This is a genomic window from Pseudomonas sp. PICF6 (genome assembly GCF_009831705.1).
Classification (GTDB): Bacteria; Pseudomonadota; Gammaproteobacteria; order Pseudomonadales; family Pseudomonadaceae; genus Aquipseudomonas; species Aquipseudomonas rhizophila.
Genome location: NZ_WUUD01000011.1, coordinates 216,593 through 238,650 on the forward strand (window position 1 = coordinate 216,593; position 22,058 = coordinate 238,650).

19 protein-coding genes are annotated in these 22,058 nt (G+C 61.3%); 5 read left to right on the plus strand and 14 right to left on the minus strand.

The features are described 5' to 3' along the window. Nucleotides 1-22 precede the first annotated feature (22 nt). Complete coding sequence (gene pobA, locus GSM73_RS04785; protein WP_047228382.1) at nt 23-1,213, minus strand: 4-hydroxybenzoate 3-monooxygenase; 1,191 nt, start codon at nt 1,211-1,213, stop codon at nt 23-25. A gap of 163 nt (nt 1,214-1,376) precedes the next feature. On the opposite strand from pobA, the gene GSM73_RS04790 reads away from it, so the two are divergent. Then, on the plus strand, nt 1,377-2,270 hold the full coding sequence (locus tag GSM73_RS04790; RefSeq protein WP_076386064.1) for a helix-turn-helix domain-containing protein: 894 nt from the start codon (nt 1,377-1,379) through the stop codon (nt 2,268-2,270). 7 nt (nt 2,271-2,277) lie between these two features. On the opposite strand, the gene GSM73_RS26375 is transcribed toward GSM73_RS04790, so the two are convergent. From GSM73_RS26375 to arcD (GSM73_RS04815), 6 genes are all read right to left on the minus strand, one after another. Next, nucleotides 2,278-2,454 (minus strand): hypothetical protein, encoded by a 177-nt coding sequence (locus GSM73_RS26375; protein ID WP_172833804.1) that lies wholly within the window; start codon nt 2,452-2,454, stop codon nt 2,278-2,280. A gap of 232 nt (nt 2,455-2,686) precedes the next feature. After that, complete coding sequence (locus GSM73_RS04795; protein ID WP_047228380.1) at nt 2,687-3,046, minus strand: DUF5064 family protein; 360 nt, start codon at nt 3,044-3,046, stop codon at nt 2,687-2,689. A gap of 64 nt (nt 3,047-3,110) precedes the next feature. After that, nucleotides 3,111-4,040, minus strand: coding sequence for a carbamate kinase (arcC, locus tag GSM73_RS04800; RefSeq protein WP_160891723.1), 930 nt, complete (start codon nt 4,038-4,040; stop codon nt 3,111-3,113). A 180-nt stretch (nt 4,041-4,220) separates the two neighbouring features. After that, nucleotides 4,221-5,231 (minus strand): ornithine carbamoyltransferase, encoded by a 1,011-nt coding sequence (locus tag GSM73_RS04805; RefSeq protein WP_047228378.1) that lies wholly within the window; start codon nt 5,229-5,231, stop codon nt 4,221-4,223. A 71-nt stretch (nt 5,232-5,302) separates the two neighbouring features. Then, complete coding sequence (arcA, locus tag GSM73_RS04810) at nt 5,303-6,559, minus strand: arginine deiminase (RefSeq protein ID WP_076386060.1); 1,257 nt, start codon at nt 6,557-6,559, stop codon at nt 5,303-5,305. A gap of 31 nt (nt 6,560-6,590) precedes the next feature. Continuing rightward, complete coding sequence (arcD, locus tag GSM73_RS04815) at nt 6,591-8,018, minus strand: arginine-ornithine antiporter (protein WP_047228376.1); 1,428 nt, start codon at nt 8,016-8,018, stop codon at nt 6,591-6,593. 395 nt (nt 8,019-8,413) lie between these two features. Between arcD (GSM73_RS04815) and arcD (GSM73_RS04820) the strand changes: the two genes are divergently transcribed. Beyond that, nucleotides 8,414-9,841 carry an arginine-ornithine antiporter gene (gene arcD / locus GSM73_RS04820; RefSeq protein ID WP_160891725.1) on the plus strand — a complete coding sequence of 476 codons (1,428 nt, stop codon included), beginning with the start codon at nt 8,414-8,416 and terminating at the stop codon, nt 9,839-9,841. A gap of 90 nt (nt 9,842-9,931) precedes the next feature. Here the strand turns inward: arcD (GSM73_RS04820) and GSM73_RS04825 are convergent, their stop codons facing one another. The 7 genes from GSM73_RS04825 to gap form a co-directional block, all read right to left on the minus strand. Beyond that, nucleotides 9,932-11,278, minus strand: coding sequence for a CoA transferase (locus tag GSM73_RS04825; RefSeq protein ID WP_160891727.1), 1,347 nt, complete (start codon nt 11,276-11,278; stop codon nt 9,932-9,934). Between the two features lie 27 nt (nt 11,279-11,305). Further along, a complete protein-coding gene (locus tag GSM73_RS04830; protein WP_160891729.1) occupies nt 11,306-11,740 on the minus strand; it encodes a YbaN family protein in 435 nt (144 codons plus the stop codon). Nucleotides 11,741-11,875: 135 nt separating this feature from the next. Further along, complete coding sequence (locus GSM73_RS04835) at nt 11,876-12,466, minus strand: biliverdin-producing heme oxygenase (RefSeq protein WP_139050982.1); 591 nt, start codon at nt 12,464-12,466, stop codon at nt 11,876-11,878. A 167-nt stretch (nt 12,467-12,633) separates the two neighbouring features. Then, entirely contained in the window at nt 12,634-15,228 is a 2,595-nt protein-coding gene (locus GSM73_RS04840; RefSeq protein WP_160891731.1) for a TonB-dependent receptor, read from the minus strand. A 118-nt stretch (nt 15,229-15,346) separates the two neighbouring features. Continuing rightward, nucleotides 15,347-16,252: a FecR domain-containing protein gene (locus GSM73_RS04845; protein ID WP_218575611.1), complete on the minus strand. Its 906-nt coding sequence runs from the start codon at nt 16,250-16,252 to the stop codon at nt 15,347-15,349. Nucleotides 16,253-16,421: 169 nt separating this feature from the next. After that, nucleotides 16,422-16,940: an RNA polymerase sigma factor gene (locus GSM73_RS04850; protein WP_047228369.1), complete on the minus strand. Its 519-nt coding sequence runs from the start codon at nt 16,938-16,940 to the stop codon at nt 16,422-16,424. 171 nt (nt 16,941-17,111) lie between these two features. Then, entirely contained in the window at nt 17,112-18,113 is a 1,002-nt protein-coding gene (gap, locus tag GSM73_RS04855) for a type I glyceraldehyde-3-phosphate dehydrogenase (RefSeq protein ID WP_047228368.1), read from the minus strand. 219 nt (nt 18,114-18,332) lie between these two features. On the opposite strand from gap, the gene edd reads away from it, so the two are divergent. The 3 genes from edd to GSM73_RS04870 all read left to right on the plus strand — a co-directional run bounded on the left by edd (nt 18,333) and on the right by GSM73_RS04870 (nt 22,031). Beyond that, the gene (edd, locus tag GSM73_RS04860; protein WP_047228367.1) at nt 18,333-20,159 is read left to right on the plus strand and encodes a phosphogluconate dehydratase; all 1,827 of its coding nucleotides are present in this window, start codon (nt 18,333-18,335) and stop codon (nt 20,157-20,159) included. Next, nucleotides 20,156-21,115: a glucokinase gene (locus tag GSM73_RS04865; protein WP_047228366.1), complete on the plus strand. Its 960-nt coding sequence runs from the start codon at nt 20,156-20,158 to the stop codon at nt 21,113-21,115. Before edd ends, GSM73_RS04865 begins: the two co-directional genes overlap by 4 nt. A 184-nt stretch (nt 21,116-21,299) precedes the next feature. Next, the gene (locus GSM73_RS04870) at nt 21,300-22,031 is read left to right on the plus strand and encodes a response regulator (RefSeq protein WP_047228365.1); all 732 of its coding nucleotides are present in this window, start codon (nt 21,300-21,302) and stop codon (nt 22,029-22,031) included. The last annotated feature ends 27 nt before the right edge of the window (nt 22,032-22,058 follow it).

Sequence of the window (22,058 nt, forward strand, 5' to 3'; positions counted from 1 at the left end):
CGCAGTTTAAGTCGTTAGCCGGCTATTCGATAGCCTCGTAAGGAAGTCCGACGTAGTTTTCCGCGATGGTTTTTCGACCCGCCTCGGAGTCGACGAAATATTCCAGCTCCGCTTCGCTGATGCGCTGGTTGAAGGCGTCGTCGTCGAAGCGGTGCAGCATGGACGTCATCCACCAGGAGAAACGCTCGGCTTTCCACACCCGCCGCAGGCAAATGGCGGAATATTTTTCCAGCAAGTCCGTACGGCCGTCGCGATAGACCTTGAGCAGAATGTTGAACAGCGTGCTGACGTCGCTGGCCGCCAGGTTCAGCCCCTTGGCGCCGGTGGGCGGAACGATGTGGGCCGCGTCCCCCACCAGGAACATCCGTCCATACTGCATTGGCTCGACCACGAAGCTGCGCAGCGGCGCGATGCTTTTCTCGATGGAGGGACCTGTCACCAGTGCTTGGGCCAGGTCGGCTGGCAGGCGGTTTTTCAGTTCAGACCAGAAGCGCTCGTCCGGCCAATCGGCCACTTGCTCCTCGGCGGGCACTTGCAGGTAATAACGGGTGCGCGTCTTGGAACGCATGCTGCACAGGGCAAAACCGCGTTCGTGACGGGCGTAGACCAACTCCTCGTGAACCGGTGGGGTGTCGGCCAGGATGCCGAGCCAGCCAAACGGGTAGACCCGCTCGAAGACCTTGAGTTTTTCCGCGGGGATCGACTGGCGCGCCACACCATGGAAACCGTCACAACCGGCAATGTAATCGCAGTCCAGGCGCCAGGTTTGCCCTTGGTGCTCGAAGGTCACGAAGGGGCTGTCGGTCTGCATGTCGTGGGGCTGGGCATTGCCGACCTGATAAAGCGTGCGGGCGCCGGCGGCTTCTCGGGCGGCCATCAGGTCGCGGGTGACTTCGGTCTGGCCGTAGATCATGACGTTTTTACCGCCAGTCAGCCCCTTCAGATCGATGTGCACCCGACGACCGTTGAGCGCCAGCTCAAAGCCGTCATGGGGCAGTCCCTCGGCGTCCATGCGCTGGCCGACGCCGGCCTGGCGCAGCAGTTGGGCCATGCCTTGCTCCAGCACACCGGCGCGGATGCGGCTCAGCACATAGTCCGGGGTCTGGCGTTCGAGGATCACCGTGTCAATTCCAGCGTTGTGCAACAACTGGCCGAGCAGCAGCCCAGAAGGGCCGGCACCGATAATGGCAACTTGGGTCTTGAGGGTTTTCATTGTTGTTATGACTCGCACGAAGCACCTGACCAGGGTCGGTGTTGATTGGGGTGCTTGCATTTTTCGCTTGCGGACCTGTCAATTGAAGGGGAAAACTGAGCCGATACCTGTACTTTCTACCAATCGGTGCGATTATCGCCCGCAACCCAGGCCGATCCTCGTGATGAAAAAAACAGACCTGCCTTCAATCCCGGTATTCAAGCTCTACGGCGAGAGCCAGGATTGGCCGACCCCGGACCTGCTGCACTGTGAAACCATTTCCAAGCGCAGCCGAGAGCACCAATGGGAGATCAAACCCCATCGGCACGCCGATCTCTGTCAGTTGTTGTTTGTCTTCAAGGGCCAGGCGGAGCTGGAAATCGAAGGCCAGCGCACACAGCTCGACGAGCCGGCGGTGCAGATCCTGCCGCCGTTGTCGGTGCATGGCTTCCGTTTTTCCGAGGATGTGCAGGGTTACGTGGTGACCCTGGCCGCACCGCTGGTGACGCACCTGCAATCGCAGCTGGGTCATTCGGTCAACGTGCTGGCCCAGGCCGAAAGCTACCCGGCCCTGGAAGATGCCGAGTACCTCAATAGCCTGTTCAGCGCCCTGCAGGCTGAATACGGTGGGCATCAGCCGGCCCGGGAAATGCTGATGCATGCCTTGGTCAGCGTGATCATGGTCTGGGTCAGTCGTCAGGTGATGCAGCGGCGTACGCAGGCCCAGCGCCCACAACGCGCGCGGGAGTACCTCAACGGGTTCATTCAGTTGGTGGAAGAAACCTATCGCCAGCATGTCAAGGTCGAAGACCTGGCCCATCGTCTGGGCATCTCCGTGTCGCACCTCAACGGCACCTGTCGGGAACTGGCGGGGCAGCCGGCCCTGCAGATCATGCATGAGCGCCAACTGCTGGAGGCCAAACGGCTGCTGACCTACACCGGCATGACCATCTACGAGATCTCTGAAATGCTCGGCTTTTCCGACCCGACCAATTTCACCCGGTTGTTTCGCCGGCGGGTTGGCATCTCTCCCAAGGCATTCCGGGACCGGCTCAAGACCGATCAACCGGACGACTGAACACGCCTCAGCGCAAGGCGTTCAGGGTCGCGGTGTGAGGAATGCAGCGTTCGAAGTTGCAACTGGCGTATTCACGCGGCAACTGCCTAGTCTGTTCGACCCGATAGGCCGCCGTGCCATACAGCGCAAGCGTGGCGGTGCAGGTGATAAAAATGGCGAGGCGTCTTCTTGTTTTAATGTTCATGGCGATGACCTCTGAACGAATACCCGTGGGTACTACTTTCAGCATAGGTCAGCCGTAGCGGGTTGCCAGCCAGTCAGTGGTTTGATGTAACCGATATTCAGGACGCTGATAACCCTTTGTGGGAGCGGGCTTGCTCGCGAATGCGGTGGGTCAGCCCCCATTGATGTTGACTGTTGCACCGCTATCGCGAGCAGGCTCGCTCCCACCGGGAATTGGGGGGCTTTGAACCAGGTTACTCCAGGTGTTCAGGCTTCATCGGGTCGCCCGGCTTGACGTCCAGTTGCTTGCGTACGTCTTCGAACATCTCGTCGTAGTACTTGTGCATCGAGCCGATGCTGGCGGTCTTGGGCAGGCCGTATTTCTGGGCGATGCGCGTGGCATGGCGGGCGAAGTCGAAGGCTTGGTCCTTGGCCAGGAAAAATTCTTCGTCCACAGGCTTGTCTTCAACGGTGCCATGCACCCGGAACGACATGCCCGTGCCCTCTTTTTTGTTCTGGTCGACTTTATAGTCGATGCACAGGTTATAGCTGAAATCATCCTTGTTCAGTGCATGGCGTTCCATGTGCAGGTGACCGGGTTCGAACATGGCCATAAACGACTCTCCTTCGAAGGCGTGGGTGTAGGGCAGACCGTGAATCTGCCCCGCAAGTTTCCTGTTATCGATAAGCGATGCCAAGTTGGGCCGTGCTGATGCGGGTGCCGGCGGTGCCTTGGACGATCGCTTCGATGTCCGAGAGTGAGCCGATCACCGCGACCTTGCCAGTGTTGCGGGCAAATTCGCAGGCGGCCTGGACTTTCGGCCCCATGGAACCGGCGGCGAACCCCAGCGTGTCCATTTCATCGGGGTGGGCCTGGGCAATGGCTTTCTGGGTCGGCTTGCCGAAATCGACGAACGCGGCGTTGACATCGGTGGCAATCACCAACAGATCGCTTTCCAGTTGTTCAGCCAGCAGCGCCGAGCACAAGTCTTTGTCGATCACCGCTTCCACGCCCCGTAGCTTGCCGTCGGCGTCGTACATCGTCGGGATACCACCCCCGCCAGCGCAGATCACGATGCTGCCTTTTTCCAACAGCCACTTGATCGGGCGGATTTCGAAGATGCGCTTGGGGCGAGGGCTGGCGACCACGCGGCGGAACTTGTCACCATCCGGGGCGATGGACCAGCCTTTTTCAGCCGCGAGTTTTTCCGCCTCAGCCTTTGTGTAGACCGGGCCAATGGGCTTGGTGGGGTTCTGGAAGCCTGGGTCGTTGGCGTCCACTTCGACCTGGGTCAACAACGTGGCGAACGGCACTTCGAAGTCCAGCAGGTTGCCCAGTTCCTGTTCGATGATGTAACCGATCATGCCCTCGGTCTCGGCGCCGAGCACGTCCAGTGGATACGGCGAGACCGAGGTGTAGGCCGCGGCCTGCAGCGACAACAGGCCGACCTGGGGGCCATTGCCGTGGGCGATGACCAGCTCGTTGCCGGGGTGGATTTTGGCGATCTGTTCGGTCGCCGTGCGGATGTTGCTGCGTTGGTTGTCGGCGGTCATGGGTTCACCCCGACGCAGAAGGGCGTTGCCGCCCAGGGCTACGACGATGCGCATAATGCTGTCCTCTGACAGAGAAATAATGGACGACTCGGCCCCCTTGTGGGAGCTGGCCTGTGGGAGCATGGCTTGCCCGCGATGGCATCGCCTGGTCCATCAGCTACACCCAGGTGTCTGCATCGCGGGCAAGCCTTGCTCCCACAGTTCTGCTCCAGAACGCGCGAGTTACATGAGGTTCTAGATATCCGCCAGCGCCGACACCAGGATCGCCTTGATGGTATGCATGCGGTTTTCCGCTTGCTCGAAGGCGATGTTGGCCGGGGATTCGAACACCTCCTCGGTCACTTCCACGCCATTGGCCAGGTTCGGATAGCGCGCGGCGATGTCCTTGCCGACCTTGGTTTCGCTGTTATGGAACGCCGGCAGGCAGTGCATGAATTTCACCCGCGGGTTGCCCGAGGCCTTCATCATTTGCGCGTTGACCTGGTAGGGCAGCAGTTGCTCGATGCGCTCGTCCCAGGCTTCCACCGGCTCGCCCATGGAGACCCAGATGTCAGTGTGGATGAAGTCCACACCCTTGACGGCTTCCTTCGGGTCCTCGGTGATGGTGATGCGTGCGCCGCTTTCGGCGGCGAAGGCCTGGCACTGGTCGATGAAATCCTGGTGCGGCCACAGGGCCTTTGGCGCACCGATGCGTACGTCCATGCCCAGTTTGGCGCCGATCATCAGCAGCGAATTGCCCATGTTATAGCGGGCATCGCCCAAGTAGGCGTAGCTGATGTCGTGCAGCGGCTTGTCGCTGTGCTCGCGCATGGTCAGGGTGTCGGCGATCATTTGAGTGGGGTGGAATTCAGCGGTCAGGCCGTTGAACACCGGCACGCCGGCGAATTTGGCCAGCTCCTCGACGATCTCCTGCTCGAAGCCGCGATACTCGATGGCGTCGAACATCCGTCCCAGCACCCGGGCGGTGTCTTTCATGCTTTCCTTGTGGCCGATCTGCGACGACACCGGGTCGATGTAGGTGACGTGGGCGCCCTGGTCATGGGCCGCGACTTCGAAGGCGCAGCGGGTGCGGGTCGAGGTTTTCTCGAAGATCAGCGCGATGTTCTTGCCCTTGAGGTGTGGCTGCTCGGTGCCGGTGTACTTGGCACGCTTGAGGTCGCGGGACAGGTCCAGCAGATAGTGCAGTTCGCGGTTGGTGTGGTGCATCAAGCTCAGCAGGCTGCGGTTGCGCATGTTGAAAGCCATGATTTGGATCTCCTTGGGTTTCGGTTATCCCCTGGGCCGGTATTGGGTAAATACCGGCCCAGGCTCAAAGGTCAGTAGTCGATCGGGTCGCGAATGATCGGGCAGGTCATGCAGTGACCACCGCCCCGGCCGCGGCCCAGTTCGCTGGCGCTGATGGTGATGACTTCCACCCCGGCCTTGCGCAGCAGGGTGTTGGTGTAGGTGTTGCGGTCGTAGCCGATCACCACGCCCGGTTCCAGGGCCACCACGTTATTGCCGTCATCCCATTGTTCGCGTTCGGCGGCAAAGCTGTTGCCGCCGGTTTCCACCACCCGCAGCGCCGGCAGCTTGAGGGCCGCAGCGACGGTATCGAGGAAGCTGCCTTCTTCGCGACGCACATCGATGCCGCCGGGCTTGCTCTCGTCTGGGCGCAGGGAGAAGGCGACGATCTGGCTCACCACTTCCGGGAAAACCGTCACCAGGTCGCGATCGCAGAAGCTGAACACGGTGTCCAGGTGCATGGCGGCGCGGGATTTCGGCAAGCCGGCGACGATCACCCGTTCCACGGCCTTGTGCTTGAACAGGTTCAGCGCCAGTTGACCGATGGCCTGGCGCGACGAGCGTTCGCCCATGCCAATCAGCACGACGCCGTTGCCAATGGGCATCACGTCGCCGCCTTCGAGGGTCGCGTTGCCGTGATCCTGGTCCGGGTCGCCGTACCAGATCTGGAAGTCGGCCTGGGTGAACTCCGGGTGGAACTTGTAGATGGCGCTGGCCAGCAGGGTTTCCTGGCGGCGCGCCGGCCAGTACATCGGGTTCAGCGTCACGCCGCCGTAGATCCAGCAAGTGGTGTCGCGGGTGAACTGGGTGTTGGGCAGCGGCGGCAGGATGAAGCTGGAGTGCCCGAGAAAATCGCGGAACATCTGGATGGTTTTGCCGCCGAAGCTGTCCGGCAGGTCATCGGCCGAGACGCCGCCGATCAGGAATTCGGCGATATGGCGTGGCTCCAGGCTGCGCAGCCAGGAACCGACTTCATTCACCAGGCCCAGGCCCACCGAGTTGGCGGTGATCTTGCGCTGCAGGATCCAGTCGAGGGCTTCGGGGATGGCGACGATGTCGGTCAGCAGGTTGTGCATTTCCAGCACGTCGATGTCACGCTCGCGCATCTTGGTGACGAAATCGAAATGATCGCGCTTGGCCTGGTTGACCCAGATCACGTCGTCGAAAAGCAGCTCGTCGCAGTTGTTCGGGGTCAGCCGCTGATGGGCAAGGCCTGGGGAACACACCATGACTTTACGTAATTTACCGGCTTCGGAATGAACGCCGTATTTCACTTTTTCCGTGGTCATTACAAATCCTCCAGTTAAGACAATCAGCCAGCTACAAGGTCAGGAAGCCGTCGTAGAGCCCATAGGCGGCCACCAGGGCGCCTGCGATCACTGCGGCGAAAATCAGCTTCTCGACAGAGGTGAAAATCGGTTTGCCCAGCTCGCGCTTGGCCTTGGCGAACAGGATCGCGCCGGGGGCGTAGAGCAGGGCGGAGAGCAGCAGGTATTTGATCCCGCCGGCATACAGCAGCCACACCGCGTAGATCAGGGCGATAGCCGCCACGGTCAGATCCTTGCGGCGGTCGGCCAGGGCGTTTTCGTAGGTCTCGCCGCGTACCGCCAACAGCACGGCGTAAGCCGCCGACCACAGGTAGGGCACCAGGATCATCGAGGTGGCGAGGTAGATCAGTGACAGGTAAGTGCTGGCCGAGAACAAAGTGATGATCAGGAACAGCTGGACCATCGCATTGGTCAGCCACAGGGCGTTGGCCGGTACGTGGTTGGCGTTCTCCCGGCGCAGGAACTCGGGCATAGTGTGGTCCTTGGCCGCGGCGAACATGATCTCGGCGCACAGCAGCACCCAGGACAGCAGGGCACCGAGCAGCGAGATGATCAGGCCGACGCTGATCAGTACCGCGCCCCAATGGCCGACGACGTGCTCCAGCACGGCGGCCATGGACGGGTTCTGCAACTTTGCAAGTTCAGGTTGGGTCATGATCCCCAGGGACAGCACGTTCACCAGCACCAGAAACAGCAGCACGGTGATGAAACCGATCACGGTCGCCTTGCCTACGTCTGTGCGTTTCTCGGCGCGGGCGGAAAATATGCTCGCCCCTTCAATGCCGATGAACACCCACACGGTGACCAGCATCATGTTGCGCACCTGATTCATCACGCTGCCCAGGTCCGGGTTCTTCAAGCCCCAGATATCGGCGGTGAAGATATCGAGCCTGAAGGCGAACACCGCGATCAGCACGAACAGCAACAGCGGCACCACCTTGGCGATGGTGGTCACCAAGTTGATGAACGCCGCTTCTCTGATGCCCCGCAGGACCAGCCAATGCACCGCCCAGAGCAGCACTGATGCACCGATCACCGCCGCGACGGTATTACCCTCGCCAAACACCGGGAAGAAGTAGCCCAGGGTGCTGAACAACAGCACGAAGTAACCGACGTTGCCCAGCCAAGCGCTGATCCAGTAACCCCAGGCCGACGAGAAGCCCATGTAGTCACCGAACCCGGCCTTGGCATAGGCATATACACCCCCGTCCAGATCGGGTTTACGGTTGGCCAGGGTCTGGAATACGAAAGCCAGGGTCAGCATGCCGACGGCGGTAATGGCCCAGCCGATGAGCACGGCGCCGACATCGGCACTGGCCGCCATATTTTGCGGCAAGGAAAAGATTCCGCCGCCGATCATCGAACCGACGACCAGGGCGACCAGTGCACCCAATCGAAGTTTTGCGGGGGTATCAGACATTTGCGAGACTCCAGCGCAGGAGAAGAGAATCAACAGACTAAGTCGATTTGAAAGTTGAATAGCTGATCTGGATCAGTGCATGACAACATTCCATTGTTAATGAAGGCGTTAACGGCGTCCGTAGGCGTCTGTAGTTGTGCGAAAGGCCCACTCTATGGGGCGTTCGGCAGGGGAATATAAAGTTTCCTTCCCTCGGGATTATTCACGCTAGTTGATTTTCAATGAGTCGCAACTATTTTGTAGGCTGCTGACATGACAAAAATAATCTTGCCACATGGACTTTTTAATTGATGCCATTGGACAATGGTCGGTCCATAAGTATTTGGACTTTTCGTGGATGGCGTTATTCAAAAACGTTATGTCGCTTTATTTACTTATTTAAATAGTGAGAGAACATGCCGCAGCCCATCGAAAAGTTACCCCTCGGCGCCCTGATCGCATTGGTGGTGGGGTCGATGATCGGTGGAGGGATCTTTTCCCTGCCGCAAAACATGGCGGCTCGGGCCGATGTCGGAGCGGTGCTCATTGGCTGGGCCATCACCGCCGTCGGCATGCTGACCCTGGCCTTTGTGTTCCAGACCCTGGCCAATCGCAAGCCGGAACTGGACTCGGGCGTGTATGCCTATGCCAAGGCCGGGTTCGGTGACTACATGGGTTTTTCGTCCGCCTGGGGGTACTGGATCAGCGCCTGGATGGGCAACGTCGGTTACTTCGTGCTGCTGTTCAGTACCTTGGGCTATTTCTTCCCGGTGTTCGGCCAAGGCAATACGCCGGTGGCCATCGGCTGTGCATCGTTGCTGCTGTGGGCGGTGCATTTCCTGGTGCTGCGGGGCATCAGAGAAGCGGCGTTCATCAACCTGGTGACCACCGTGGCCAAGATCGTGCCGCTGTTGATGTTCGTTGTAATGGCCGGGGTGGCCTTCGAGGCCGAGATTTTCACCCGCGATATCTGGGGCACACTGAGCCCGGACCTGGGCAGTGTGATGGACCAGGTCCGGCACATGATGCTGGTCACGGTGTTCGTGTTCATCGGTATCGAAGGCGCCAGTGTGTATTCGGCGCGGGCAGAAAAACGCGCGGACGTAGGGCGTGCGACAGTGATCGGATTCCTCGGGGTGTTGGCGTTGCTGGTGCTGGTGAATGTGCTGTCCCTGGGGGTCATGAGCCAGCCTGAACTGGCGCAGTTGCAGAACCCATCCTTGGCCGGCGTCCTGGAGCATATCGTCGGGCCGTGGGGCGCGTTGCTGATCAGTGTGGGACTGGCGGTGTCACTGCTCGGCGCGCTGCTGTCCTGGGCGTTGTTGTGCGCGGAAATTCTTTACGCCACCGCCCGGGACAAGACCATGCCGGCATTCCTGACCAGGCAAAACGCCAACCATGCGCCGGTCAATGCGCTGTGGCTGACCAATGGCATGATCCAGCTGTTTTTGTTGATCACGCTGTTTTCCGCCGGTACCTACACCAGCCTGATCTATCTCGCCTCGTCGATGATTCTGGTGCCGTATCTGTGGTCGGCGGCCTATGCGGTGCTGCTGTGCGCCCGTGGGGAAACCTATGAACAGGCCTCGGCTCGGCGCATGAAAGACCTGTGCATCGGTGGCGTTGCCCTGTGCTACGCGGTGTGGTTGTTGTATGCCGGTGGCGTGAAATACCTGCTGTTGTCGGCGCTGTTGTATGCGCCCGGGGTGATCCTGTTCGCCCAGGCCAAGCGAGAGCAGGGGCAGCCCTTGTTCACTCACGTTGAGAAGGGGGTCTTTGCCTGTGTGATGGCCGGGGCGGGCATGGCGGCTTATGGGTTGTACAGTGGGTTTTTGGCGCTTTGAGGCGAAGGTCAGCTTTTTGGGGGCGTTGAGGGATTTATGTGGGAGCAAGTCTTGCTCCCACATAAATCCCCTCGCCACAACGGACGGTCGTCACCACCGGGCCCGATGCGCGCCCAACTCCGCCGCCGGCAAGGTCCATTGCAGTGGTGTTCCGGTGATTTTCAAGGGCACCTGCAGGCGATGGGCCGGTCCCCACGGCGTCTGTTCGACCACCAGTCCCTGATCATCCTCGGCCTCGGCCCGCAATGAGGTCGGATCCCCCGCGCCACGTTCGATCAACAGCTTCGCCGTGCGCGCCAGTGACAAGCGTGCCGAGCCGCCCTGGCCGCTCATCAATCGTCGGGACAGCAACACAATCGCGCTGGCGGCCATCAGGTATCCGGTGCCGTGGTCCAGGGCCTGCACCGGCAGCGGGGTTGGCTTGTCTGTGTGTTTCCAGCCCATGCCGGCTTCGGCGATGCCGCTGCTCATTTGCACCAGGCTGTCGAAGCCGCGCCGGTTCTGCCAGGGGCCGCTCCAGCCGTAGGCGTTGAGGCTGACATCGATCAGACCAGGGGCGATTCGCTGGCGTTGTTCGGCACCGTAGCCCAAACGTTCCAGGGCGTCGGCGCGGTAGCCATGCAGGAGGATGTCGGTGTCCTTGAGCAGAGCCTCGAAAGCCACGCGATCTTCAGCTCGGTGCAAATCCAGGCGGGCGCAGCGTTTGCCGAGGGTGACTTCCGGCACCACGCCGGGCTCGTTCCAGCTCGGTGGGTCGATGCGCAGCACGTCGGCTCCCAGGCCTGCGAGGAACCGGCTGGCGATGGGGCCTGCCAGGACGCGGGTCAGGTCCAGTACCTTGAGGCCCGCCAGTGGATGGGTCACGGAGCCGAGCCAGGGCTTGCGCTGCTCTCCAGTCGTTTCACTCAGGTGCACCAGCGGCTCGGCATTGACTGCCAAGCCTTGAGGGTGGGTTTGCCATGCTTGCCATGAACGCATCTCGGCGGCGCAACCGCCCGCCTCGACCACCGCCTGCTCCAGCTCGGCCTTGTTCCAGCGAGCCACCCTGGCCGCCATGTCGGCGCGGTCGGTGCAGGTGCCGAGGACTTTTTCCGCGGCAAGGCGATGATGCGGCGCATTGGTGTGCAGGCGAATCCAGCCGTCGGTGGTTGGGTAGTCGCCGGCTACCGGATCCCACATCGGCGGTACGCTCCAGCCGATGGGGCGCAGGGAGGTGGAGAACCAGAACGACGCCAGCCGTCGGTCGACCTCCAGGGCCGGCAGACGGCCGGTTTGTTGGTGGATGAGCTCGGCGGCGGCTTGGCCGGCTGCGGCAATACTGGCGCAGGCCAGCTCCGTGACGGCGAACGCCGACGGCAGGGCACCGACGTCGGTGAAGGTGATCGGGGTCGTGGGCAAACCAAGCGCGGCTTGCATGGACGTGAGCAGATCTGACATCGAAAGCCCTCCGGAACGAGAGGGCGATCATAGTTCAAAATCGCGTTGGGGGCCGCTTTGCGGCCCAGCGGGAGCAAGCTCCCGCACTTGTTCCGGGCGGAACCAGATCCACAGGTTACCCAGGACCATGCCGGCCAAGGCCAGATACACCGGCCAGCCGTGGTCGAGCATCACCAGCATCAGCCCGGCGCAGAACAGCATGCTGGCGGTGGCACCGACCTTGGTCCGGCGCGGGATGACCTTGCCGTTGCGCCAGTTGTGCAGCATCGGCCCGAACAGCCGGTGACTTTCCAGCCAGGCGCTCAGTCGCGGTGAACTGCGGGTGGCGGCCCAGGCTGCCAACAGGATGAACTCGGTGGTCGGCAGGCCGGGCACGACGATGGCGACCAGGCCGATGGCCAGGCTGGTGTAGGCGAGCAGGGCGAAGAGTAGTTGGGCGGTTTTCGAGGCTGGACTGTTCATGAACTTCTTTCAGGCCTACGCATTTCCTTGTGGGAGCGAGCCTGCTCGCGATAGCTGTGTGCCAGGCGCCATCATTGGAGGCTGACACACAGCAATCGCGAGCAGGCTCGCCCCCACAGGCAGTGGTGGTGAATTTCAGGCCAGTTCAGCTTCATAGGCGTGCTCGAGCAACACCGTAAACCGATTGAAGGCATCCAGCGCGCCTTTGTCCGCTTCGGCTTCCTGCTGTTCAGTGAAGGCCAGGCCGTCGAGGGTGCGGATGAAGGTTTTCCAGCCTTCAGCACGACCGCCGGCAGGTTCTGCCAGGTGCCGAGCGCCGAAGGTTTCGCTCAGGCCCAGGCCGACGGCGCGCTTGATCAAAAATGCAGCACCGAGCTTGGAGCCTTCGGAGACAAACAGCCAACCCAGGGCCTCGGCCTGGGTCGGATTTTTTACCGCGCCGGCTACTGGCGCGGGGACGTCGGTGTCCAGGTCCGCAAGATCTGCCTTGGCCGCTTCTGCCCGGCAACGGGCCGGCAGGTCGGGGATCAGGCTGGACAGTTCGGCGTCGTTGTACAGCGCCACCAGTTCCGATTGGAACAGGTACTGGGCCACGACGAAGCGGGCGAAGTTGGCCTTGGTTTCGAACGGGGCGTGGGCCTTGACCAGTGCATCGAGCCTGCTGTGGGGCTCGTGGGTGATCTGGTTCAAGCGTTGGGAGCGTAAAACGGGGTGTTGGGTAGTCATGAAAAACTCCTTCGAATGAGCACATTGTGGCGAGAGGCTGTGGGAGCAAAGCTTGCTCGCGAACAGGCGCCTCGATTCCTGGAAGACCGCATCACCTTCATCGCGGGCAAGCCTTGCTCCCACATGACGCTCCTCGCCACAGGTATTTGTTTTGCCTGGCAACCGAGTCAGATATCCCAGATCAGATTGACCGCGAAATTACGCCCGGGCTGGGTCAGACGGTCGAGGTTGGCGGGGCTCAGCACCGCTGCTTCGCCAACGCTGTCGTAGCCACGCACGTCATCCCACAGCCAGTACTTCTTGTCGGTGAGGTTGTAGAGACCACCGCTGACGGTGACGTCGTGGGTCACCTTGTAGAAACCGGTCAGGTCGAGGATGCCGAAGCCCGGGGTCTTGAACTGGCTGCTGACGCCATCGGGCGAGTTGAAGTTGCTGTCGTCGACGCGGTCTTTTTTCTTGACCAGGGTCCAGTTGAGCAACGTGCCGAACCGGTCCTGCTCGTAACCCAGGCCGAACACGCCGGTGAGCGGGTTGACGCTGTTGATCGGCTCGCCTGTGTCGTTATTGCGACCGTAGGCATAGGCCACCGAGCCTTGGGTGTACAGGCCTTGCGGTGCGCCGAACAGATCCAGGTTCAGGCGTCCCTTGACCTCGGCGCCCTTGATGGTGGCGTGCTTGATGTTGTTGCTCTGGAAGGTCAGCGCATCGGCCCCGGGCGTGATCGCATCTTCGTTGATGAAGTCGCGATACTTGTTGTAGAACACCGCCACATCGAACGAACCGGAGTCGAAACGGCCCCGCAGGCCAGTCTCATAGCTTTTGCTTTTTTCCGGTTCCAGATCGGGGTTGGGTTCCACGCTGTAGCCGGCGCCGGGATTGTCAAAGCGACCATACAGCGCCTTGGCGGTTGGCGTGCGGAAGCCTTCGGCGTACTGGCCGTACCAGGTGTACTGGTCGCTCAGGGCGTAGGTCAGGCCGAATTTGGGCGAGACGCGATGCCAGGTCTTGTTCTTGTCGCTGACTTGACCACCGCTGGTGGGGTCCACGGTGTTGAGGAATGCCTCGGTCAGGTGAGGCTTGAGCCGCGTGTAGTCGTAACGCAGGGCCGGCGTGAAAGTCCATCGGTTCCAACGGATCTGATCCTGGGCGAACAGGCTGTAGGTGTTGATGGTCGGGTTCGGGAAGTCGCTGGCTTTTTCCAGCACGTCCCGGGTGCTGATGGCACCGACGGCTGAGCAACCCACGCCGACGGCCAGACAGACGCCATTGCCACTGCGCGAACCGGTGACTTTCTGCTGCTTGATCGTGGTGCCGTAGGTCAGCGCGTGATCGGTGTCGGCGAGGCTGAAGGCCTTGTCCAACTGGGCGTCGAGAACCCACTGTTTTTCTTCGTAGAGGGTCTCTCGTGTGCGTAGCACCTGGCGGGTGATGGGGAAGTAAAACTCGGCGGTGCTCTGGTCGGTCTTGGCGATCTGGTGGTTCAGGCTCCACTTCACGTGGTCGGCGAGCAGGCTGTCGAGGGCGAAGCTGTGCTCCAGGCCGAAGCGCTCGCGGCTGATGGTGTCGTTACCGGTGCGCCACTGATACATGCCGCCGGGCAATACAAAGTCAGGAATTGCCGGCTGGCCGTCGGAGTAGGGGCCGCCATAGGCACTTTTCAGATCGGTGTCCCGGTCATCCTTGTACTTCTCGTAGACCAGACCCAGGCGCGAATCATCGTTGTAGTTCCAGCCGAGCTTGGCCAGCACATTGTGGGTGCGCACGTCTTCGGGGTTGGCCGCGGTGCGGTCCAGGCCGGTGCCGTTGTTATTGCCGTAGGATTGGGTTTCATGACCGTCGCGCTGGCTGTAATGCAACAGGCCGTCGAACGGCCCACTGCGACCTGCGAGGGTGGCGGATTTGAGCCAGCTTTCGTCGGCGGAGCTGTAGCCGGTCTTCAGGCGGGCGCCGACGTCGTTACCCGGTTTGATGATGTCGTCCGGATCAAGGGTGAAATAACTGACGGCGCCGCCGATGGCATTGCTGCCGTACAGCACCGAGGCCGGGCCGCGGAGGATCTCCACGCGCTTGACGATTTCCGGGTCCACGTAATTGCGCTGGGTCTTGGCGTACGGGCCGTTGAAGAAACCCCCGGGAATTTCCACACCGTCGACCTGCGTCAGCACCCGGTTGCCGTCGATTCCGCGAATATTGTAGCCGCTGATGCCGCCGCGCTGGCCTGCCCCACCCACTGAAACGCCGGGTTCATAGCGCACCAGATCCTTAAGGGTGTTGACGTTGTTGCGGTCCAGTTCCTGCCGGTCGTAGACGCTGACGCTGCTGGGTACGCTGACGATGTCCTGTTCCTGGCGTGTGGCGCTGATCGTCACCTGTTGCAGGTTCAGTACGCTGCTGGTGCTGTGCTTTTGCAGAACAATGCTGGTGTTGCCCAGTTTGCGGTAGCTCAGGTTGGTCCCCACCAACAAGCGCTCCAGGGCTTTTTCCGCTGGCAGCGAGCCGTTGACGCCCGGCGACGCGACGCCTTCGGCCAGTTCTGCGGGCAAGCCGACCTGCCAGCCCGTGACGGCGGTGAACGCATTCAGTGCCGAGACCAGCGGTTGCTGGGCAATGGCAAAGGTGTAATCACCGATATTGCGCGCAGGCGGCTGCACGGTGGTGGCGGCGAGGGCGGTCGGCGCGGTGCCGGCGATCAGGATGGCGGCGGTCAGCAATGACAGCGTGCACGCAGGGGCAAGGGACCGGCGGGTAAGGCGAGAGGACATCGATAGCGCTCCGTGTCGCATCTGTTATAGGTGCAGATGATTTCGCTGGATGCGAATCAATTGCATTGGCTATAACGAGACGAACCAGCGAGGCCTATCGAGTAAAAATAATTCTCATTTAGTTCAGGATCACCAGCGCCGGGAATTCCTGGAGGCGCGCAGAGGTGATGTGGGCCAGAGAACGGACCACGTCCAGCGGCTGATCGAGGCGATAATTGCCGGTCACTGCGACCTGGGCCAACTGTTCGTTGTTGTTGATGATCCAGCCAGGGTAGTAGCGTCGCAGCTCGGCCAGTACCTGGTTCAGCGGTCGATTCTCGAACACCAGTCGTCCCTGGACCCACGCCAGATCGGTGCTGGCATCCATCCGTGCAGGGCGGTCGAAGCCGTTGGGGCCGATGCGGATGCTTTCCCCGGCCGACAGCCTGACATGGGCGTCATAACGCGTGGCCCGCAAATCCACATCACCGCGCTGCACCTGCACTTGCGTCACGCCATCGAGGTAGCGCACCGCGAAGGTGGTGTTGCTGACGCTGGCGATGACCGGCCCGGCGTCGATTTGCAGAGGCAGGGTGCGTGTGTCCGGGACTTCGAAAAACGCCTCGCCTTTGTACAACCGAGCTATGTGCCGTTGGTCGTTGAACGTGCTGGAAAAGGCCGAGTCGGTGTTGAGCAGGACCTTGGAGCCATCCTCCAGTTGCAGGCGCTGGCGTTCACCGACCACGGTCAGGTGATCGGCCTGCAGGCGCAGGGGCAGGTCGCTGAAGTTGAACAGGCCCAGAAACAGCACGGCAGCGGTGGCCAAGGGTTTCCAATGGGCGCGCAAGCGTGACAGTGCACTGGCTTGGGGGCGGCCTTTGAGTTGCCGGGCGCTTTGCATCACTTGCGGGCCGTTCCAGATCGCCTGGGCCCGCTTGAATGCCTGACCATGGCGCGGATCGGCCGCCAGCCAGGCCTGGAACTGCCGGGTCTGCTCCTCGCTGGGGTTGTCCAGCAGAATGAGCCAGTCCAGCGCCTGTTCCATGGCATGGGCGGTGTCCTGCGCCGCAGCGTGCTCAGGGGCACGTTGTTTGTCTGTCACGGTGGTTCCTCGCAGTGTCTTTTGCACGGCTATTTAGCGTCAGCGACCAAGCCTAGCAGGGTCGCAGGCCAGCGCAATCGGCGACGGCCTCTTAGAGAAAATCCTTACAGGTTCAGTCGCCACCAAGGCGTTCGGCCACGCCCACACAGATCGCCATGATCAGCTTCAGTTCCTTCTGCACGGTGCTCAGCGACACGTCCAGCCGTTTAGCGATGTCCTGGTAACTGTGACCGTGCAGCCGGCTGAGGATAAAAATCTGCTGCTGTCGCGGGCTCAGCGCTTGCAGGCGGAGATTGAGGCGTTCGAGCATCTGCTCGGCATGGGCCGCGTCTTCGGCGCTGCTTTGGGGGGCGACCACGTTGTGGACAACTTCCTGCGGCACGTCGTCCAGCAGGGTCCGGGACTGAATACGCCGCGCACGCAAGTGGTCCAGCGCCAGGTTGCGGGCGGTCTGGAAAACGAAGGGTTCGAGGTGCTCGACCGTGCGCTCGCCCAAGGCGCGAGTGACACGCAGGTAGGTTTCCTGAAGCAGGTCTTCGGCGGTGCTGGGGTTGTTGACCATGCGCTGGAGGGTGCGCAGCAGTGGCGTGCGCTGGGCAAGGAAGACGTGATGAAAGCGCGATTGACTCACGGTAGGGCCCGATTCGATTTGACTAGATGATAATGCTTATCATCCAGTTGATGGGTCAAGCCCTCATTTCACCACCCCGATTCCATGTGGGGAGCAAGCCTGGGAAGCAGGCCTGTGGAAGCAAACCTGTGGGAGCAAAGCTTGCTCCCACATTACCGGCTGCGCGGTGAGTTACTCGGCGTTACACAACGCCAGGCAGTTATCCAGCATGCGGTTGGAGAAGCCCCATTCGTTGTCATACCAGGCCAGTACCTTGAGCAGCTTGCCGCTGGCCTTGGTGTGGTTGGCGTCGAAGATCGACGACAGCGGGTTGTGGTTGAAATCGCTGGAGACCAGCGGCAGGGTGTTGTAGCCGAGAATTTTCGAATGCTGGCTGGCCTGGCGCAGCAGTTCGTTGACTTCTTCGGCCGACGCTTCACGCTTGAGCTGCACGGTCAAATCCACCAGCGACACGTTGATCACCGGCACGCGCACGGCCATGCCGGTCAGCTTGCCCGCCAGTTCCGGCAGCACCAGGCCCACCGCCTCGGCGGCACCGGTCTTGCTCGGGATCATGTTCTGCGTGGCCGAACGGGCGCGGTATGGGTCGCTGTGGTAGACGTCGGTCAGGTTCTGGTCATTGGTGTAGGCATGGATCGTGGTCATCAGGCCGCTTTCGATGCCCAGCTCGCGGTGCAGCACCTGAGCCACCGGGGCCAGGCAGTTGGTGGTGCACGAAGCGTTGGAGATGATCTGGTGGGACTGGCGCAAAATATCGTGGTTCACGCCGTACACCACGGTGGCGTCGGCACCCTTGGCCGGGGCCGAAATGATCACCTTGCGGGCGCCGGCGCTGATATGGGCGGCGGCCTTGGCGCGGTCGGTGAACAAACCGGTGCATTCGAACACGACGTCGATTTTTTCGGCGGCCCAGGGCAGTTCGGCCGGGTTGCGGATGGCGCTGACCGAGATACGGTCACCATTGACCGTCAGGCTTTCGTGATCGTGCTGCACGTCGGCATCGAAGGTGCCGTGAACCGTGTCGAACTTGAGCAGATGAGCATTGATTGCGCTGTCGCCCAGGTCGTTGATGGCGACGATCTGCAAGTCGCGACGATAACCTTGGGTATACAGTGCACGGAGGACGTTGCGGCCGATGCGGCCAAAACCATTGATTGCGATTCGAAGAGTCATTAACTGCGCCGCCGTCGATTTGTTGTTGGAATTACAAGATTATTCGCATAAAAATAGAAAACAAGCCTTTTTAGTGGCAATATTTTGTTTTATCTACAACGAGTGACCTGAATCAACTGGTCCGAATGGTCAAGAAATCCGCTGTCGCCCAATGCGTGGCGGGGTTTTGACCAGCATAGACAATCAGGTCGCCACACCCGTTAGCCTGGAGTTCTACACATGCATCCCCGCGTACTTGAGGTCACCGAACGGCTTATCGCCCGCAGCCGCGCCACGCGTCAGGCTTACCTTGCATTGATCCGCGGTGCAGCCAGCGACGGTCCGATGCGCGGTAAGTTGCAATGCGCCAACTTCGCCCACGGCGTGGCCGGTTGCGGCACCGAAGACAAGCATCACCTGCGGATGATGAATGCCGCCAACATCGCCATCGTGTCTTCCTACAACGACATGCTCTCGGCCCACCAGCCCTACGAAACCTTCCCGGAACAGATCAAGAAAGCCTTGCGCGAGATCGGCTCGGTCGGCCAGTTTGCCGGTGGCACGCCGGCCATGTGCGATGGCGTGACCCAAGGTGAGGCGGGGATGGAGCTGAGCCTGCCGAGCCGCGAAGTGATCGCACTGTCGACGGCGGTCGCGTTGTCCCACAACATGTTCGACGGCGCACTGATGCTCGGCATCTGCGACAAGATCGTGCCAGGCCTGATGATGGGCGCGTTGCGTTTCGGTCATTTGCCGACGATTTTCGTGCCAGGCGGGCCCATGGTCTCAGGCATTTCCAACAAGCAGAAAGCCGATGTGCGTCAGCGCTATGCCGAGGGCAAGGCCACCCGCGAAGAGCTGCTGGAGTCGGAGATGAAGTCCTACCACAGCCCCGGCACCTGCACCTTCTACGGCACGGCCAACACCAACCAGTTGTTGATGGAGGTAATGGGCCTGCACTTGCCGGGTGCCTCGTTCGTCAATCCGAACACGCCGTTGCGTGATGCGCTGACTCGCGAAGCGGCGTTCCAGGTCACGCGCCTGACCAAGCAGAGCGGCAACTTCATGCCCATCGGCGAAATCGTCGACGAGCGGTCGCTGGTCAATTCCGTTGTCGCGCTGCACGCCACCGGCGGTTCCACCAATCACACCTTGCACATGCCAGCCATTGCCATGGCCGCAGGCATCCAGCTGACCTGGCAGGACATGGCCGACCTCTCCGAGGTGGTGCCGACCCTGAGTCACGTCTATCCGAACGGCAAGGCCGACATCAACCACTTCCAGGCGGCGGGCGGCATGTCGTTCCTGATCCGCGAATTGCTGGAAGCCGGCTTGCTCCACGAAAACGTCAACACCGTGCTGGGTCACGGCCTGAGCCGCTACACCCAGGAACCGTTTCTCGAAGACGGCGAACTGGTATGGCGCGAAGGCCCGATCGAAAGCCTCGATGAAAACATCCTGCGCCCGGTGGCCCGCGCGTTCTCGGCCGAGGGCGGGTTGCGGGTGATGGAAGGCAACCTGGGGCGCGGCGTGATGAAAGTCTCGGCGGTGGCCCTGGAAAACCAGGTCGTCGAAGCCCCGGCCATGGTCTTCCAGGATCAACAGGACCTGGCCGATGCGTTCAAGGCCGGCCTGCTGGAAAAAGATTTTGTCGCGGTGATGCGCTTCCAGGGCCCGCGCTCCAATGGCATGCCGGAGCTGCACAAGATGACACCGTTCCTCGGCGTATTGCAGGATCGCGGTTTCAAAGTGGCGTTGGTGACGGATGGGCGCATGTCCGGCGCGTCGGGGAAAATTCCGGCGGCTATCCACGTCAGTCCCGAAGCCTACGTCGGCGGCGCATTGGCCCGCGTGCAGGAGGGCGATATCATCCGCGTCGATGGCGTCAAAGGCACCTTGGAGTTGAAGGTGGACGCCGAGGAATTCGCCGCACGCACACCGGCCAAGGGCTTGTTAGGCAACAACATTGGCACCGGTCGCGAGCTGTTTGGTTTCATGCGCATGGCCTTCAGCTCGGCAGAGCAGGGCGCCAGCGCCTTCACTTCTGCCCTGGAGACGCTTAATTGAAACTGGCTTTGGTCGGTGACATCGGTGGGACCAACGCCCGGTTCGCCTTGTGGAAGAACCACAACCTGGAAAATATCCAGGTGCTGGCGACCGCGGATTACGCCTGCCCCGAAGATGCCATCAAGGTTTACCTGAGCGGCGTGGGCCTGAAGCCGGGTTCGATCGGTTCGGTGTGCCTGTCCGTGGCGGGGCCGGTCAGCGGCGATGAGTTTCGCTTCACCAACAATCACTGGCGCCTGAGCAATCTGGCCTTTTGCAAGACCCTTGAGGTCGAGAAGCTGCTGCTGGTCAATGACTTTTCGGCCATGGCCCTGGGCATGACGTGCTTGCGTCCCGATGAATACCGGGTTGTCTGCGAGGGCACGCCGGAGCCGTTGCGTCCGGCGGTGGTGATCGGTCCTGGCACCGGGCTGGGTGTGGGCACGTTGCTGGATTTGGGCGGCGGTCGTTTCGCGGCATTGCCGGGGGAGGGGGGCCATGTCGACCTGCCCATGAGCAGCCCGCGGGAAACCCAGCTGTGGCAGCACATTTACAACGAGATCGGTCATGTCAGTGCCGAAACCGCCCTGAGCGGCAGTGGGTTACCTCGGGTGTACCGCGCCATCTGCGCGGTGGATGGCCATACGCCGGTGCTCGACACGCCCGAATCCATCACCGCCGCCGGCCTGGCCGGAGACCCCATTGCCCTGGAAGTGCTCGAGCAATTCTGCCGCTGGCTGGGGCGGGTGGCCGGTAACAATGTGCTGACGGTGGGTGGGCGTGGCGGTGTATACATCGTCGGCGGGGTGGTCCCGCGATTCGCCGATTTTTTCCTTGAAAGCGGTTTCGCCCGTTGCTTCGCCGACAAGGGCTGCATGAGCGATTATTTCAAGGGCATTCCAGTCTGGCTGGTGACCGCGCCGTATTCCGGGCTGATGGGCGCGGGTGTGGCGTTGGAGCAGTCGAACCCGGTTTAAAGTTGAAGTGTGGCCTCCCCCTGTGGGAGCGAGCCTGCTCGCGATAGCGGTGTATCAGCCAACATTCGTGGCGACTGAAACACTGCTATCGCGAGCAGGCTCGCTCCCACAAGGTTTTGCAGTGTTTGTAGATTCCGTCCTTCAGGCATAATCCGCCCAACCCAAACAACAAGGACGAGGCCCTGTGAGTTCAGTGAACAAATCGATTTTGTTGGTCGACGACGACCAGGAGATTCGCGAACTGCTGGACACTTACCTCAGTCGCGCGGGTTTTCAGGTACGTACTACCCCTGATGGCGCCGGGTTTCGCCAGGCACTTAACGAAGCAGCCAGCGATCTGGTGATCCTCGACGTGATGTTGCCCGACGAGGACGGCTTCAGCCTTTGCCGCTGGGTTCGCCAGCACCCGCGCCAGGCCCACGTACCGATCATCATGCTCACGGCCAGTTCCGACGAGGCCGACCGGGTTATCGGCCTTGAGCTGGGGGCCGATGATTACCTGGGCAAGCCCTTCAGTCCCCGCGAGTTGCAGGCGCGTATCAAGGCCCTGCTGCGTCGTGCGCAGTTTGGCCAGGAACGCTCCGGCGGCGAAGTGTTGGCCTTCGACGAGTGGCGGCTGGACATGGTCAGCCATCGACTGTTCCACACCGACGGCGAAGAAGTGATCCTCTCCGGCGCCGATTTCGCCTTGCTCAAGCTGTTTCTTGACCATCCCCAGGAAATCCTCGACCGCGACACCATTGGCAACGCCACTCGCGGTCGGGAGTTGATGCCCCTGGACCGAATCGTCGACATGGCGGTCAGTCGTCTGCGCCAGCGCCTGCGTGACACCGACAAGCCACCGCGGTTGATCCGCACGGTGCGCGGCAGTGGTTATCAACTGGCGGCCAGTGTGATTGCCAGCAATGGTCATTGATTGGATCAAGAAAATAGCCCGACGGGT

Excerpts from the sequence above, each read along its gene's own strand:
- pobA (WP_047228382.1), bottom strand. The coding sequence starts at position 1,213 with ATGAAAACCCTCAAGACCCAAGTTGCCATTATCGGTGCCGGCCCTTCT.
- GSM73_RS04790 (WP_076386064.1), top strand. The coding sequence starts at position 1,377 with ATGAAAAAAACAGACCTGCCTTCAATCCCGGTATTCAAGCTCTACGGC.
- GSM73_RS26375 (WP_172833804.1), bottom strand. The coding sequence starts at position 2,454 with ATGAACATTAAAACAAGAAGACGCCTCGCCATTTTTATCACCTGCACC.
- GSM73_RS04795 (WP_047228380.1), bottom strand. The coding sequence starts at position 3,046 with ATGGCCATGTTCGAACCCGGTCACCTGCACATGGAACGCCATGCACTG.
- arcC (WP_160891723.1), bottom strand. The coding sequence starts at position 4,040 with ATGCGCATCGTCGTAGCCCTGGGCGGCAACGCCCTTCTGCGTCGGGGT.
- GSM73_RS04805 (WP_047228378.1), bottom strand. The coding sequence starts at position 5,231 with ATGGCTTTCAACATGCGCAACCGCAGCCTGCTGAGCTTGATGCACCAC.
- arcA (WP_076386060.1), bottom strand. The coding sequence starts at position 6,559 with ATGACCACGGAAAAAGTGAAATACGGCGTTCATTCCGAAGCCGGTAAA.
- arcD (WP_047228376.1), bottom strand. The coding sequence starts at position 8,018 with ATGTCTGATACCCCCGCAAAACTTCGATTGGGTGCACTGGTCGCCCTG.
- arcD (WP_160891725.1), top strand. The coding sequence starts at position 8,414 with ATGCCGCAGCCCATCGAAAAGTTACCCCTCGGCGCCCTGATCGCATTG.
- GSM73_RS04825 (WP_160891727.1), bottom strand. The coding sequence starts at position 11,278 with ATGTCAGATCTGCTCACGTCCATGCAAGCCGCGCTTGGTTTGCCCACG.
- GSM73_RS04830 (WP_160891729.1), bottom strand. The coding sequence starts at position 11,740 with ATGAACAGTCCAGCCTCGAAAACCGCCCAACTACTCTTCGCCCTGCTC.
- GSM73_RS04835 (WP_139050982.1), bottom strand. The coding sequence starts at position 12,466 with ATGACTACCCAACACCCCGTTTTACGCTCCCAACGCTTGAACCAGATC.
- GSM73_RS04840 (WP_160891731.1), bottom strand. The coding sequence starts at position 15,228 with ATGTCCTCTCGCCTTACCCGCCGGTCCCTTGCCCCTGCGTGCACGCTG.
- GSM73_RS04845 (WP_218575611.1), bottom strand. The coding sequence starts at position 16,252 with ATGGAACAGGCGCTGGACTGGCTCATTCTGCTGGACAACCCCAGCGAG.
- gap (WP_047228368.1), bottom strand. The coding sequence starts at position 18,113 with ATGACTCTTCGAATCGCAATCAATGGTTTTGGCCGCATCGGCCGCAAC.
- edd (WP_047228367.1), top strand. The coding sequence starts at position 18,333 with ATGCATCCCCGCGTACTTGAGGTCACCGAACGGCTTATCGCCCGCAGC.